Genomic DNA, 14,894 nt, shown 5'->3' with positions numbered 1-14,894 from the left:
TATATGAAAAATCATGAAGAAATAATTATTTCAGCAGTAGAAGACTACCATGTTTTTGAAGTCCTTCCATACGTGATGGAATTCAGACGTCAGCTGTATCCGTTACTTGATCCTCTGATTGTTCCAAAAGATCTGGTCAACTTTGAGCAAAACTATATTCAGTCTCCTACCGGAGCTTTTTTACAAGCCAGAACAGCAGCCGGAAAGCTGATTGGCGTTATCGGAATGATGCCCTATGACTACCGTTTTTCCCATCTGAACATTGATGAAGAAACGACAGTAGAAGTAGCAAGGCTGTTCGTTAACCCGGAATACAGAAGAACAGGAATTGCGTCCCGGTTATTTCAGGAACTGGTAATAGCAGCACAACAGAAACATATAAGACGCTTATACCTCCACACTCATCCTTTCCTGCAGGGAGCCTATGATTATTGGCTGAAACAGGAATTTAAATTACTGAAATCCTGCTATGAAGGTACCTATCCCACATTGCATATGGAATTAATGATTACAACAAAATAATAAACACTACGGCAGCGTAGAAAGATACAATGAAGCACATCACCAAAAAGGTATTATACATCAATGGTATAATACTCTTACTTCCTTTTGCCTTATCGGCACAGGAAACCCATACTATTTTCGGAACGGTACTGAATCAGGAGGGTAAAATAATTTCCAATGCGACGGTTTCTATCAACCAGGGAACATCGGCCATTACGAATAAAGATGGAAAATTTCAATTTGGCAATCCGGTTCAGTATCCGGCTCAGTTGATGATTAATGCCAAAGGGTATTCAGGATCTACTATTACTCTGGATTCCCTTTCTTATGATGATAAAAATGGAATAACGATCCGTATGGCTGAAAATCAAACAGATATTCAGGAAATTCTGGTCACAGCCCGCAGAAATAATTCTTATCTCACCAATACTTTGGAACTGGGTGGAAAATTTTCCGGTAATCTTAAAGATCTTCCACAGTCTGTATCTATTGTAAGCAGCGAATTTATGGAGGACAAACAGGCTTATACCACCCGTGAAATAGCACAGGATCTGGCAGGTGTCACCACAGCTTCGTCTTATGATGACCTCATTATCCGTGGTTTTAAAAGTGGCTATGAAACCGGTATCCGTCTTGTCAACGGATTGCGGTCAGGTTATAGTTACGGAAACAGCTATTACCGGTCACCGCTAACGATCAATCTGGAAAGTGTTTCTGTTTTAAAAGGTCCGGGAGCGTCATTATTCGGGGATATTACTCCCGGAGGAACCATCAATATGGTAACTAAAAAGCCTTTGGACAAACAAAAAGGATCTGTTAATTTCTCAGTCGGCAGTTTTCAGACAATCCGGACGAGTATTGACCTTACAGGACCTCTGGATAAAGACAAGAAAATTCTATACCGTCTGAATGCCGGATATGAAGACAGCAAAACATTCAGAAATGTCAATCAGCAAAAAAACTTTATGATTGCTCCGTCATTTACTTTTAAACCTCTTGATGGAACTCAGCTGGATATAGACCTGGTATATGATCAGTTCCATGGGTATCTGGACCGTGGAATGGGTTTAAGGAATAACGATTTTTATGCCCTACCCCGCTCATTTACATTAAGCCAGCCTTCAGACTTTTACAACACCAGAACTTTATCCTTAAGCGCAAGGTTCAGCCAGCGGCTTACCCATAATCTGTCATTAAACGCCAGCTATATGAAGTCGGTTTACCAGGAAGACGTTAATGAACACCGTACACTGAACACCTATGCTGATGCTCCCAACAATACAATTATGAACATGCGTTTCTTTGACCGTCACGGAAAAGATTACACAGATAATTCTGTAGTATACCTGAAATGGGATCTTACAGGAAGTAAAATACAGCATCATCTGATAGCCGGAGTAGATTATGCGCAATATGAAGGAGACAGCAATAATCAGCAGCGGGAGGCCCGGCAGCAGAAAGTAGACGGAAAAGTAGTTCCTCTGACCTTTGATCTTAATAATCCGACCTATACAACGCATGATCTTACCAATTATGTATGGCTGCCACAAGGAAGCTATCCTTTTTTAAGCCCGTATAAGACCACAGGAATCTATGTACAGGATCAGATATCTTTTGCTGAAAGGCTGAAACTTATTCTGGGACTCCGCCACGAACATTATTATTCGGAAACGATCAGTTCTGCCAACCGTTACAGCGCTACACAAAATGCATGGCTGCCCCGAATTGGATTAACATATCAAATCAATGATCAGATCAACTATTTTGCAAGCTACTCACAAGGTTTCGCTCCTGTAGGAGCAAATTTCATCCAAAATTATCAGGATTACGGTGCCGATAAGGCATTTAGTGCTGAACATAGCTTCCAGATTGAGACCGGGCTTAAGACCGGATTTTTCAAGAACCAGCTACAAATGGATCTGTCTCTTTTCCAGATTGAGCGCAGAAATATGCTCATTGCTACGGGAGAGATCAGTACCACCGGATTTCCGGTATACAGACAGTCTGGAAAAGCCCTTTCCAAAGGGGTGGAACTGGACATCCGAGGACAGCTCACCAGAGAGTTTCAGATTATGGGAAATTATACCTATAACTACACGGAGGTAAAATCTTCATCCATAGCTTCTGAAGTTGGGCAGGCATTACCGGGAGCTCCTAAGAATATGGCCAGTATGTGGATGAAATATGTCTTTTCTACTACCGCTTTGAAAGGGCTTGGTTTCGGTGCCGGAGTCTATTATGTAGACACCAGACGTATGGATAACAGCATTGGCAAAGACAGCGGAGGAAATGCACTTTGGGGACAGTGGCCATCTTATACTACAGTAAATGCAGCGGTCTATTATCACATCGGAAAAATGAAAATGGCAGTGAATGTCAATAATATCTTTGATAAATATTATTTCCTGGGCGGGTTTGATTATACACGAGGATTCCCGGGAGCTCCAAGAAATGTAATGGTTTCTGTAGGGTATTCTTTTTAATTTTTTTTAATCTTGATAGAACCTGGGCTGTATTTTACAGTTCGGGTTTTTTATTTTTTTGAATCATTAAAACCGTCAATAAATACTATATAAGGTTAAAGTATCGAGCATTTATAGATAAAAAATGCTTATTTCCATCCTCCTCCTAAAGCTGCATACAGGTTGACTACCGCCTGAAGCTGCTGCAATTTATCTGTAACAGCACTCTGCCTTGCACTTAAAAGACTCTGCTCTGAAGTGAGAACGTCTGTATAATTGGTTGCGCTGGTATATTTTAAAAGTTCTTTTGTAAAGTAAACCGCTTTTTCAAGATTAGCAATTTGCTCTTTTCGGGAGGAAAACTTCTCCTCTACCATCTGATATTGATATAAAGCATTGGATACTTCCTGTCCTGCGGTCAATAAAACCTTGCTGTAATTGTATTCTGCTGCTTCATAATTAGCCTGTGCTACTTTCAGCTTTTGCTTATTAAGCCCGTTATTAAAAATCGGCTGCACCAACCCTCCAACAATATTGGCAAAAAAAGCTCCGGCATTAAAAAATGAATTGAGCTGTGTTGCATATAAACCTGCTTGCCCTGTTATTGTTAAGGCAGGATAGAAAGCCGTTCTGGCTACATTGATCTGTTCAAAATTACTTCTGAGCTGCAGCTCGGCTTCCTTTACATCAGGTCTGTTGGCTAATAACTGAGCGGGAACTCCCACTGACAATTCACTATATACCTGCTCATTAAAAATGGCATCCCTTTTTACAGGCCCCGGTGTCCGGCCAAGTAGTAAAGCCATCGTGTTTTCGCTCTGCCGAATATTGTTTTTAATATCAGGCACAGTAGATTTTACAGCATAATAGTTGGCTGCACTTTGTACTACAGCAGCACCAGTTACCACATTACTGTTTTTTAAGATCTTCATGGTTTCTGTATCTTTAGAATACACATCAAGAGACTGCTGTACAATATTCAATTGCTCATCATAAGCCAATAATTGATAGTAAGTTACAGCAATATTCGCTATCAGCTGCGTTTGCACAGCCTGTCGATACGCCTCGCTCGCCAGATAAGTGGCATACATTGATCTTTTGGTACTTTTGAGTTTACCCCAAATATCTACCTGCCATGATGAAAGGGCATAAAGCTGATAGATCTGTGAAGCAGAGGCCTGCGAACTGGATGGATCATATGCTCCTGCAGAAGCATTTCCTGAAAGTGAAGGCAGAAATGCCTGTTTACTCTGTACAAAATTAGCCTCGGCTGCCTTAAGGTTTGCCGCTGCCGTTTTCAAATCCAGATTATTAGCAATTCCTTCAGAAATAAGGTCCTGCAATAAGGGATCTTTAAAGATTTCCTTCCACGAAAGTACAGCCATGTTCTTACTGGAATCTGCCCCGGTTTCTCCGTACAAACTATCCGGAACAGTCTGACTTGTTGTATAAGGTCTGGCAACATCGCAGCTGAAAAGCACAATTGATAAGGCCGAAACCTGTACAGAAATAGTATATTGTTTTTTCCAATGTATCATACTTTTACCGGAGGGTTATTTTTTATTTTCAACAATCAGTTCGTCGTTTTCGTCATATTTACTGCTTACTGCTTTTTCCTGCAGCCCCTGGAAAATTACATACAGCCCGGGGATAACGAAAATTCCCAATAAGGTCCCAAACAGCATTCCACCAATAGACCCTATCCCAATGGATTTATTTCCGTTGGCTCCCACACCGGTAGAGAACATTAAAGGCATTAATCCAAAAATAAAAGCCAGGGAAGTCATCAGAATAGGTCTTATTCTGATTTTCGCTCCTGCCAGAGCACTGTCCAGCAGACTCATCCCCTCATGTCTCTTTTCAAGTGAGAATTCTACCATTAAAATAGCATTTTTGGCCAAGAGCCCTATCAGCATTACCATACAGATCTGCACATAAATATTATTATCTATTCCAAATAACTTGGCAAAAACGAAAATACCACTCAGTCCTACCGGCAGCGAAAGAATAACTGCCAACGGGAGAATATAACTTTCATATAATGCACTTAAAAGCAAATAAACAAAACATAGGCTCAAAAGGAATATAATTCCCGCCTGAGAGCCGGAGCTCTGCTCTTCTTTACTGATTCCACTGTATTCAAAACTGTATCCGGGAGGAAGAGTCTGATCTGCCACTTCATTGATTGCCTGCATTGCCTGCCCTGTACTGTAGCTTGCATTGGGAGATCCACTTACCGAGATCGCATTATACATATTAAATCTTGAAACAGAAGAAGGTCCATATACCTTTTTCATGGTAATATATTCTGAAATAGGGCTCATCGTTCCGCTTTGGGTTCTGATTTTAATATTATTCATCTGCTCTACAGTTCCCCGATAAGGATTGTCTGCCTGAAGAATAATTTGATATTGCTGTCCAAATTCTGTAAAGTTGCTGATGTATGAACTTCCGTAGTACACATTCATAAGGTTTAAGATATCAGAAGGCTGTATTCCGTTATCTTCACATTTTGCGACATTTACGTCTACTTCATATTGCGGAAAATTAGGATTGAATGCTGTTGCTGCATATTGAATTTCACTTCTTTTATTAAGTGCTGCAAGAAAATTCTGGGCAACGTTATAAAAATCACCAATGCTATGCCCTCCTCTGTCTTCTATTTGAAAAGTAAATCCGCCACTTGTTCCGAAACCACTAATGGTAGGCTGCTGCATAAAATTAATAGAAGCTCCCTGTATATGTTTTGTTTTTTCTGTAAGCTGTTGTATGACATCTTTATCTGTAACTCCGGGCCGCTGGCTCCATGGAGTAAGCCTTAAAATAAGCATCCCGTATGAACTCCCGCTTCCTCCAAGCTGGTTTTGCCCCAACGTAGTCATAGAAGCCTGTACTTCAGGGATTGTATGTGCAATATGGTCGATCTGGGTATTGACTGCCTGTACTCTTTCTTTACTGGCGGCTACCGGAAGAGTTACGTTAACGAATATAGTCCCCATATCCTCTGAAGGAACGAAACTGGAGGCTACACTTTTAATAGTCACATAAAACAATCCGCCAAAAATAATTACCAACACCACTGTCAGCCATGTTCTTCTTATAAGAAAGCTTACTGTATCTGTATATTTATTAATCAGTTTTTCATAATTGGAATTAAAACCTGATTTCATCCTTTGTAATAAACCTTTTTTCTTTGCTTCTTCTTCATGATTCGGCGGCCTTAGAAACATGGCTGCCAATGCTGGGCTTAAGGTAAGAGCGTTCACTGCAGAGATCATGATTGCTACTGCCAGAGTGATTCCAAACTGTTTGTAAAAAACTCCTGCAGAACCTCCCAGAAAAGTTACCGGAAGAAACACAGAAGCCATTACAAGGGTGATCGAAATAATAGCCGGAGCAATTTCTCCCATTGCATCAATTGCAGCCTTACGGGGAGAAGTATAACCGTGTTCCAGTTTACTGTGAACAGCTTCTACTACCACTACCGCGTCATCCACTACAATACCGATGGCCAGTACGAGAGCGAATAAAGTAAGCAGGTTAAGACTGTATCCGAATAAATACAGGAAAAAAAATGTTCCTATAATAGATACCGGAACCGAAACACCATGAATAATAGTAGACCGTACATCCTGTAAAAAGATAAGAATAACCAGGAATACCAGTAAAAAACATTCCACTAAAGTATGGAGTACTTTGGAAATACTTTCGCTGAGGAAGTTATTGATATTCACCAGTTCCATCATTTTAATCCCTGAAGGAAAACTTTTTGAGGCATCAGCCATTACTTTTTGTGCCCCTGTAATTACCTGTTGGGCATTGGAGCCCGGTGTCTGGCTGATCGCCACTGCAACAGCAGGCTTTCCGTTGATTGCTGTAGCACTGGTATAAGTTTGTGTTCCAAGATCAATCCGTGCAACATCTTTTAAATAAAGATACTGTCCGTTACCAATAGATTTGACAATTACATTCTGAAACTGTTCTAATGAAACCAATGTTCCGGAATAGGTAATATCATATTGGAAAGCCTGATCGAGATTATCACCAATTTTTCCGGGGGCCGCATTAAAGTTCTGCGCATTCAGAACGTTGGTAATATCTGCAGGTACCAATCCGTAAGCAGCCATTTTATCAGGCTGCAGCCAAATCCGCATTGCATAGGTCATTGCTCCCCCAAATATAGTTGCTCCCCCTACTCCTTTTGCTCTCTGCAATTGAGGAACAAGGTTAATAGCAGCATAATTCTGCAAAAACTTCTGATCATATTGAGGACGTTCACTGAATAAACCCACAATCAGGACATTACTGCTCTGCTGTTTTCTTACGGTTACCCCAGCCTGGGTTACCGCCTGTGGCAGCTTAGAAAGAACAGTACTGATCCTGTTCTGAACATCTACAGCAGCCTGATTAGGATCTACGCCCACCGCAAAATAGACGCTGATACTGGCAGAACCCGTGTTACTGGCAGAAGAAGTCATATAGGTCATACCTTCTACCCCGTTGATCTGCTGTTCAAGCGGAAAAACCACACTGTTAATAAGCGTAGTGGTATTAGCTCCGGGATAAGATGCCGAAACCTGAATGGTAGGAGGTGCAATATCAGGATACTGAGCAACGGGTAAACCACTGATTCCTAAAACCCCTAGAACAACAATGATTACAGAAATCACCGTACTTAGCACTGGTCTTCTTATAAATAGTTTCAGCATGGCAATCAGTTGGATTTGGATTTCATGGTACGGTAAATTTCAGCTGCATTGGCAGGTGTTGGCTTAATGACTGTGCTGTCACTGATATTGAGCCCGTTAAGGACCAATTGATCCCCTGCATTAATCCCGCTTTTCAGCACTACAAAATTACCATCATCAGTAGGAGAAGTTATCACAGCCTCACTCATCACCTGGTTTCCTTTCATCATTTTATATACAAATGATTTATCCTGCATTTGATAGACAGCCGTTTGCGGAACCAGCAAAGCATTATTTAAAGTGACAGGAATGCGGATGGTAGCACTTGCTCCATTCTGAATAATTCCCAGTTTATTATCAAATACCACTTTAAAGGTCGCTGTTCCGGTACTGCTGTCAATACCTCCGCTGGCTGTTTCCATCCTGCCTTTCTCCGGATATATAGTACCATCGGCAAGCACCAGACTGATAAGTGGCATATTATTCAGCTTTTCTGCTGTGGTACTGCCTTTCATACTGCTCATGAAACTCAGCAGTTGTTTTTCGCTTAAAGAAAAGTAGGCAAATATATTGGTGGTATTGGAAAGCGTCGTAAGCGGATCTGTTGCTGTACTGCTTACCAACGCTCCAATTTTATAAGGGATAAGGCCTATAGTTCCACTCTGAGGACTGCGGATATAAGTATATCCCTGATTGGTCTGAGCATTGGCAAGAGTCGTTTTTGCCTGTGCCAACGCTGCTTCCTGAGACTGTAATGTATATTGAGCAGAGCTCAGTTCATATTTACTGACAATTTCCTGCTGTACCAGAGGCCTTGCCTTTTCTACATTCATCCTTGCTGTATTTACATTGGCTTCAGCAATTTTTATAGCGGCTTTTGCGCTGAGGATATCCTGCTCATACTGAGGATTCTTGATTCTGAATAACAATTGTCCTTTGGTGACAGAAGCTCCTTCTGGCACATAAATATCCTGAAGATATCCTGAGACCATCGGCTTAATTTCTACCACATTCTGACCTTGTATCGATGCAGGGAAATCATTATAAACAGTAACTTCTCTGGGTGCTAACGTCAGTACCTGATAGTTTTGTATATCTGGTGCTTTCTGTTGCTTTTTTTTAGCACAGGAAAATAATATAACCAGCAAGAAAGGAATATATGCGCCTTTTTTCATATCAATGTGAGTGTCTAGAATAAAAACAGGAGGGATTCCATTTTTTTATTTCATTCATATAAAAATAAGATATTAATAGATTATTTTTCAAATAAATATTTAAAATTTTATTTGAAAATGTATATTTCCAATAAAAAAGTAACGTTTTAAAATTAAAAAACCTTATTCACATTGCATTCTTAAAGGCAATGTGAATAAAAAAAATATTATTCATTGTCTATTTTTTCTTTTGGTTTGTGTACATCATTAGATGATCAAATTATTTGTTTTAGTTTAACTATTTTTTGTAATTTTCTTTATCAAAACCTGTATATATCCCTTACTAGTATGGACAATGACTTTTATTACAATTTTGTCGAACCTGATGAAGCAATTGCTTACTTTGTGGAAAATATAGGAACATTTCATAATCTATCCGATACCCCCAAAGAAGTGGTTATCATTCCCGACGGAAGAGTTGATCTATTTTTTTCACAATCGCCAACTGAAGTTTTTCATATTACCCTTCTCGGGCTGGAAACCTATCCGGAGCAAAGGCTTATTTCTCCGCATACCACTGCTTTTATTATCAGTTTTAAACCTCTTGCCGTTGAATATATTCTAAAAACCTCCATTGCCGACTTATTAAATACCGGGAAAGATCTTCCCAATGATTTCTGGAACTTCAATTCCGATGATTTACAGGATTTTGACGCTTGCTGTGTAAAAGCTATAAAAAAACTAAAGGAGCTTATTCCCCTAAAAATAGATGCAAGAAAACGTAAACTTTTTGAACTGATCTATACATCGAAAGGCGAAATGAGTGTAAAGGACCTTTCAGAAAGTACAGGATGGAGCAGCAGGCAGATCAACCGTTATTTCACAAAGCAACTTGGGCTATCATTAAAGGCCTATTCTACGATATTACGTTTCAGAGCCTCTCTGGAGCATATTGCAAAAGGAAAACTTTTTCCTGAGCTTAACTATACGGATCAAAATCATTTCATCAAAGAGGTGAAAAAATTTTCAGGAGTAGCTCCGAAGGAATTGTCAAAAAACCAAAACGACCGATTTGTACTATTATCTGTGTTGAAGGGAAAGTAATTTTGTCCTGTAAAATTTAAATTAAAAATGCTGACAGACAATAAATCAATAGCAATCGTTGGTGGCGGCCCTGCAGGACTTACACTGGCCAGACTTTTACAGCTGAAAAATGCAAATGTAAAAGTATATGAAAGAGATACGAATAAATATGCCCGCGTACAGGGTTCTCCACTGGATATGCATGAAGACTCCGGATTGGCCGCTATACGTAAAGCTGAGCTGCTGGAAGTCTTCAAAAAAACCTTTCGCCCCGGCGCTGATAAAACACTGATTATGAATGATCAGGGAGAAATCTTTTTCAGTGATCACGGAGCCAAACCTGAAGAAGATTTCGGTGATGAACATTTCCGCCCTGAGATAGACCGGGGTCCTTTAAGAAATATGCTCCTTGAATCTTTACAGCCTGAAACAGTAGTATGGGACAGCCATTTTGTATCTATGGAACCCCAAAATGAAGGATGGCTGCTCCATTTCAAAAACGGTACTTCAGCGTATGCAGATCTTGTGATTGCTTCAGATGGTGCGAATTCTAAAATACGCCCTTATCTGAGTGACCAAAAACCCGTTTATTCCGGAGTGATCATGCTGGAAGGAAATGTATCAAAAGAAAATGCTCCTCATATAGATGCCTTAATTAAAGGCGGGAAAATAATGGCTTTTGGAAACACTAAAAATATATTGATGGGTCAGAAAGGCAATGGTGATCTTGGCTTTTATGCAAGCTTCAAAGCAGATGAGAACTGGCCCGCAGAAAGTGGATTAGATTTTTCTGATAAGACGCAGCTCCTGACTTGGTTTCAGGAAAAATATTCTGAATGGAGTGATCTCTGGCAGGAATTATTTGAGAATGCTTCAACTCCATTTATTCCACGCCTTATTTACTATATGCCTTTAGATCAGACCTGGGAAACAATGCCCAATTTAACGCTGATGGGTGATGCTGCCCATGTAATGCCTCCATTTGCAGGTGAAGGGGCTAATATGGCTATGCTTGACGCACTTGAACTCAGTGAATACCTCGCTGGTAATAATTACAAAACATTAAAAGAAGCTATTGCAGCGTATGAAGTCAACATGCGCAAAAGAGCAGCCAAAGCCACATTGGAATCTCTTGAAAATGGAGAACTGATGCACTCTGAAAATGCTTTAACAGCAATGCTGAATTTCTTTAACGGGCATCATACGGATCAGTAGAGAGATGACACAATGCCAAGACTTTTTATTCTTGTTTCATTTTGATTCTGCTTTATTAAAAATATTGATAAAAGGCTGTCTCAATATTTGAGGCAGCCTTTTTCATTTTGAAAAAATAAATTCCATTTTAGATCATTTGATCCAGTTTTTTGGAGAAACTTTTAATATGCTTATTTAACAGTTAATTATTTGAATGATTATTCTTAATTCAAGTCATAACAGGAATGCCACTAATCGTTTAACCCACAAATCTATATTTTAAATTCAAAAAAGGATAAAAAAGACCTACTACACCGATACAGCATTAAATCAAACACCTAATTATCAACATGTTAAAAACAAAATCCAGGACAAATTCTTTTTAATATAAAAATTCAGTTGCATGAAAATGAAATTATTATCCAAAAGATATTTAGGGAAAACCAAAGTATAAAAGCAATTATGTAAAGAAGTCCTGTCAGAAGCTGATCATTAAAAAAAATCCTGATAGTGGAGAATGGGTTTAAATTCTTACAAAAAGGATACATTTTCTCTGCAAAAATACAATCCGCTATATATCAAAAAGTTATGATCATCAATTTCACATGTAGTACTTGTGTAGTAGTCGTTTTTTTCTTCCTTTGATAAAAAATATCCAAATTTGAGCACAAGACCACTAAAAATTTGAGTGGTGAAAGGAGAATATTTCGAATACTGTCTGACATGAGAAATCAGGCAGTTTTTTTTGGAATTAATTCAGGTCATCAAAAAACTGATAAGTATCTGTTTCGGTAGGAATATTAAGTCTTTTCCTGATTCTGTATTTTTTCTGCTGTACAGTTCTGTGCTGGACCAAAGTATAGTTTGCTATTTCTTTGGAACTGAAATGAAGTTTTAACATCGCACAAAAAACCAGTTCAGAATTCTCCAGGTTTGGATTGATGGCAAGAAGTTTATTTATAAAATCAGGGTATGCTTCTTTAAAGTGATCAAGGAAATCAGGATCATTATTTCTGGCCAGCTCCATGATTTCTTCCTGTGAATTATCATTAATCTGATTTTTCAGATTTTCAGACTCTTTTTTAAGAGCTGCTTTTCGCTTTTTCAGCAAGCTTATCATCCTCCATCCGTATACTCCTAATAATGACAAGCCTGCAAGAGAAAAAAGAACCACCCACTGTATATTATTCTTGTGTTTTTCTGAATCTTTTCTTGATTCTTTGATAAAGGATTCCATATCCAGATTTATTGTTGCCAGTAGTGCTGTATTAGTCTTATCTCTAGCCTCTGTATAGGCATTCAGATAAAAATAAGCTTTCTTTTTATCCCCCAGATGCTCATATACCATTCTGAGATCATTATAAATATACTTCCCATAGTAGGCATAGATCCGTTTTGTTTTTGCATCTATTTTCAGTGCCTGTTTAAGAACTTCTTCTGCTTTGTCATACTGCTTATCCGCAATATAATATTCTCCCATAATGGTATTGGCATACAAAGCGATTCCATCTTCTTTTCCTCTGTCCCGAGCTTTATTATAGGCAATCGTTACATATTTGAACGCGGAATCTCTGTTTTTAGACATATATACATAATCACTTATAGCGCAGTCTGTAAGTCCTGTATTATCAAGCTTTTTTGCCTTATGAAAATATTCCAGTGCCTGCTTAGTCTGCTTTTTTCCAACAAGGTAAAGCGCGCGTCTGAAATAAATATTAAAAGTCAGATAATTCTTCAATTCAGATTTCCCGCTTTTCTGCAGGCAGTCCATCGCCTTACTATTATATTCGAAAGCTTTATCAAATCTTCTGAGTTCAAGATTAAAGCGTCCGTACACATTATAAAACCTTGCCTTATGAATATTATTTTCTGAACCTTTCAGAATTTCTTTTGCATTATCAAAAAGGATCTGTGATTTCTGATAGTTTTCAAGGGAAATATTCAGTTCTGCCAAATTGATATAACACAGCGCTTTTCCATCCTCATAGTTTATTTTATCAGCCAGTTTATAATATCTTTTATTAAGATTAACAAGGGAATCATATTCACCCGAAAGCCGATACTTTTCATTTTGATTCAGCAAGGGAGCGTCAAAATTTTTCTCATATTCTTCCTGAGAATGAGAATGGCACGAAACCAAAATAATAAGCAAAGCAGAAAGAAAAATACGTATCATGAGTTTTCTGTACTTGAACTAAATTCTATCTATAAGTTATGATAAACAAACACCTGAAATTAAAGGAATTAAAAATCCTCTGATGAAAAAACACCGTTTTACTTTTTAGGATTTTATATTTTCAAAAAAATCATAAATATCAACATCGGCAGGAATGGTAAGTCTTTTTCTTATCCTGTATTTTTTCTGTTGTACAGATCTATGTTGTACAAAAGTATAATCTGCAATTTCCTTGGATGAAAAACGCAGCTTCAGCATGGCGCAGAAAGAAAGCTCTGAATTCTCCAGATCAGGATTGATCTTTAGAAGTTCACTCACAAAATCAGGATATAGTTCTTTGAATTTCAGCAAAAAAGACGAATCATTCTTCCTGGCGAGTTCAATAACTTCTTCCAGCTGCCTTGTATATACATGGGTTTTCAGCTCTTCAGTTTCCATTTTCAGGGTACTCTTATTCACCTTCATTACCGTGATTACCTTTCTCAGATATCCCCCCAGGATAGTGAGAACAGCAATTGACAGGGCAATGAACAGCGGCAGATCATTTTTATGCCAGTCTGATTCTTTCTTTATTTCAGAAATGAAATTCTCAGTAGCCTTATTCATGGTAGACAGCCGTGCAACATCGAGCCTGTTTTCCTCTTCCATATATTTCTTTAAATAATAATATGCTCTGCCTCCGTCGTTCTTTTTTTTGTAAAGCTCTGCTAATGCCTTATAAACACCATTGATATGAGAGGAATAGGTACGTCTGGTTTTTATATTGATTTCGAGGGCTTTTTTCAGTGCCTGTTCTGCTTTTTCATTATTATTAACCTCATTATAATAATATCCCATTGTATAGTAAACCCAAAGAGATTCCACATCACTTGTTTTCTGACTCAGCATCAGGTTATCTGCTTTAGCAACATATACTCCCGCAGCCTCAGGCTCTTGGTTAAATAAATAGTACTGAGCAACCATACTATTGGTATACGCTGAATTTTCAAGTTCGTTTCCTTTGATAAAAGATTTCAGGGATGTTCCCCGCCATCCTTTCCATGCAAAATAGATTCCTCTGTTCACATAAAGCCTTGGAATAAGCTTATTTTTGAGATCTGAATCTTTAGCTTTTATTGCATATTCAAATGCTTTATTATTACAGTCTATAGCCTTATCATATGATTTCAGATGAGAAAAATACAGACTGTAATCGTTGTAAAACGTTGCCTGGTGATAATAATTTTCTGAATGCTCGAGATTTTTTTCTGCTTTATTAAAGAAAAACTGCGCTTTTTCATAGTTTCCCGCAGAGACGTTCACCCCTGCTATATTGAGATAACAAAGTGCCTTCCCTTCCGGATAATTCATTCTAACCGCTTTTTTCAGATAGTTTATATTTAATCTGATAAGCGCTTCATATTCACCAGAAAGCTGCAGTTCCGAATTTTCGTTGATTAATGATACATCAAAAGCCTCCCTTCTTTTATCCGGAGAGTTCTTATTACATGAAATTATAACCAGTAATAAGCCTATACAAAACGCATAGGTTACGATTTTAACCATGACCGCTGCATATTTCTTATTGTTTTTAACATGTACCAAAACCTGATATTATTACTCCAGCCTTCTTTTCTATACCACCGAGTAGGTA

Annotated in this window: 9 protein-coding genes; 4 read left to right on the top strand and 5 right to left on the bottom strand. The window is 38.5% G+C overall.

The window, feature by feature from the left end; translation table 11 throughout:
* Positions 1-3 precede the first annotated feature (3 nt).
* Positions 4-522, top strand: coding sequence for a GNAT family N-acetyltransferase (locus AC27VX_RS20540; protein ID WP_300689445.1), 519 nt, complete (start codon positions 4-6; stop codon positions 520-522).
* Between the two features lie 29 nt (positions 523-551).
* The gene (locus AC27VX_RS20535; protein ID WP_488697644.1) at positions 552-2,987 is read left to right on the top strand and encodes a TonB-dependent siderophore receptor; all 2,436 of its coding nucleotides are present in this window, start codon (positions 552-554) and stop codon (positions 2,985-2,987) included.
* A gap of 128 nt (positions 2,988-3,115) precedes the next feature.
* On the opposite strand, the gene AC27VX_RS20530 is transcribed toward AC27VX_RS20535, so the two are convergent.
* Genes AC27VX_RS20530 through AC27VX_RS20520 form a run of 3 tightly spaced genes read right to left on the bottom strand, consistent with a single transcriptional unit; the run spans position 3,116 to position 8,829 of the window.
* Complete coding sequence (locus AC27VX_RS20530; protein WP_488697642.1) at positions 3,116-4,504, bottom strand: TolC family protein; 1,389 nt, start codon at positions 4,502-4,504, stop codon at positions 3,116-3,118.
* Between the two features lie 15 nt (positions 4,505-4,519).
* Complete coding sequence (locus tag AC27VX_RS20525; RefSeq protein ID WP_488697640.1) at positions 4,520-7,675, bottom strand: efflux RND transporter permease subunit; 3,156 nt, start codon at positions 7,673-7,675, stop codon at positions 4,520-4,522.
* A gap of 5 nt (positions 7,676-7,680) precedes the next feature.
* Positions 7,681-8,829 carry an efflux RND transporter periplasmic adaptor subunit gene (locus AC27VX_RS20520; protein ID WP_488697637.1) on the bottom strand — a complete coding sequence of 383 codons (1,149 nt, stop codon included), beginning with the start codon at positions 8,827-8,829 and terminating at the stop codon, positions 7,681-7,683.
* Between the two features lie 327 nt (positions 8,830-9,156).
* Here AC27VX_RS20520 and AC27VX_RS20515 point away from each other — a divergent pair, with 327 nt between their 5' ends.
* Both AC27VX_RS20515 and AC27VX_RS20510 read left to right on the top strand, forming a co-directional pair.
* Entirely contained in the window at positions 9,157-9,912 is a 756-nt protein-coding gene (locus AC27VX_RS20515) for a helix-turn-helix domain-containing protein (protein WP_488697635.1), read from the top strand.
* 27 nt (positions 9,913-9,939) lie between these two features.
* A complete protein-coding gene (locus AC27VX_RS20510) occupies positions 9,940-11,106 on the top strand; it encodes an FAD-dependent oxidoreductase (RefSeq protein ID WP_488697633.1) in 1,167 nt (388 codons plus the stop codon).
* 730 nt (positions 11,107-11,836) lie between these two features.
* Here AC27VX_RS20510 and AC27VX_RS20505 read toward each other — a convergent pair.
* Positions 11,837-13,261: a tetratricopeptide repeat protein gene (locus AC27VX_RS20505; protein WP_488697631.1), complete on the bottom strand. Its 1,425-nt coding sequence runs from the start codon at positions 13,259-13,261 to the stop codon at positions 11,837-11,839.
* A gap of 105 nt (positions 13,262-13,366) precedes the next feature.
* The gene (locus AC27VX_RS20500; RefSeq protein ID WP_488697629.1) at positions 13,367-14,806 is read right to left on the bottom strand and encodes a tetratricopeptide repeat protein; all 1,440 of its coding nucleotides are present in this window, start codon (positions 14,804-14,806) and stop codon (positions 13,367-13,369) included.
* Between the last annotated feature and the right edge of the window lie 88 nt (positions 14,807-14,894).

The sequence above is a fragment of the Chryseobacterium sp. 14P4.3.2 genome (assembly GCF_057799275.1).
The sequence above is the reverse complement of the archived record's forward strand: the minus strand, read 5'-3'. Positions and strand labels throughout refer to the sequence as shown.

Coding starts and splice junctions, on each gene's coding strand:
- AC27VX_RS20505 (WP_488697631.1), bottom strand. CDS start 13,261: ATGATACGTATTTTTCTTTCTGCTTTGCTTATTATTTTGGTTTCGTGC.
- AC27VX_RS20510 (WP_488697633.1), top strand. CDS start 9,940: ATGCTGACAGACAATAAATCAATAGCAATCGTTGGTGGCGGCCCTGCA.
- AC27VX_RS20530 (WP_488697642.1), bottom strand. CDS start 4,504: ATGATACATTGGAAAAAACAATATACTATTTCTGTACAGGTTTCGGCC.
- AC27VX_RS20520 (WP_488697637.1), bottom strand. CDS start 8,829: ATGAAAAAAGGCGCATATATTCCTTTCTTGCTGGTTATATTATTTTCC.
- AC27VX_RS20540 (WP_300689445.1), top strand. CDS start 4: ATGAAAAATCATGAAGAAATAATTATTTCAGCAGTAGAAGACTACCAT.
- AC27VX_RS20515 (WP_488697635.1), top strand. CDS start 9,157: ATGGACAATGACTTTTATTACAATTTTGTCGAACCTGATGAAGCAATT.
- AC27VX_RS20500 (WP_488697629.1), bottom strand. CDS start 14,806: ATGGTTAAAATCGTAACCTATGCGTTTTGTATAGGCTTATTACTGGTT.
- AC27VX_RS20535 (WP_488697644.1), top strand. CDS start 552: ATGAAGCACATCACCAAAAAGGTATTATACATCAATGGTATAATACTC.
- AC27VX_RS20525 (WP_488697640.1), bottom strand. CDS start 7,675: ATGCTGAAACTATTTATAAGAAGACCAGTGCTAAGTACGGTGATTTCT.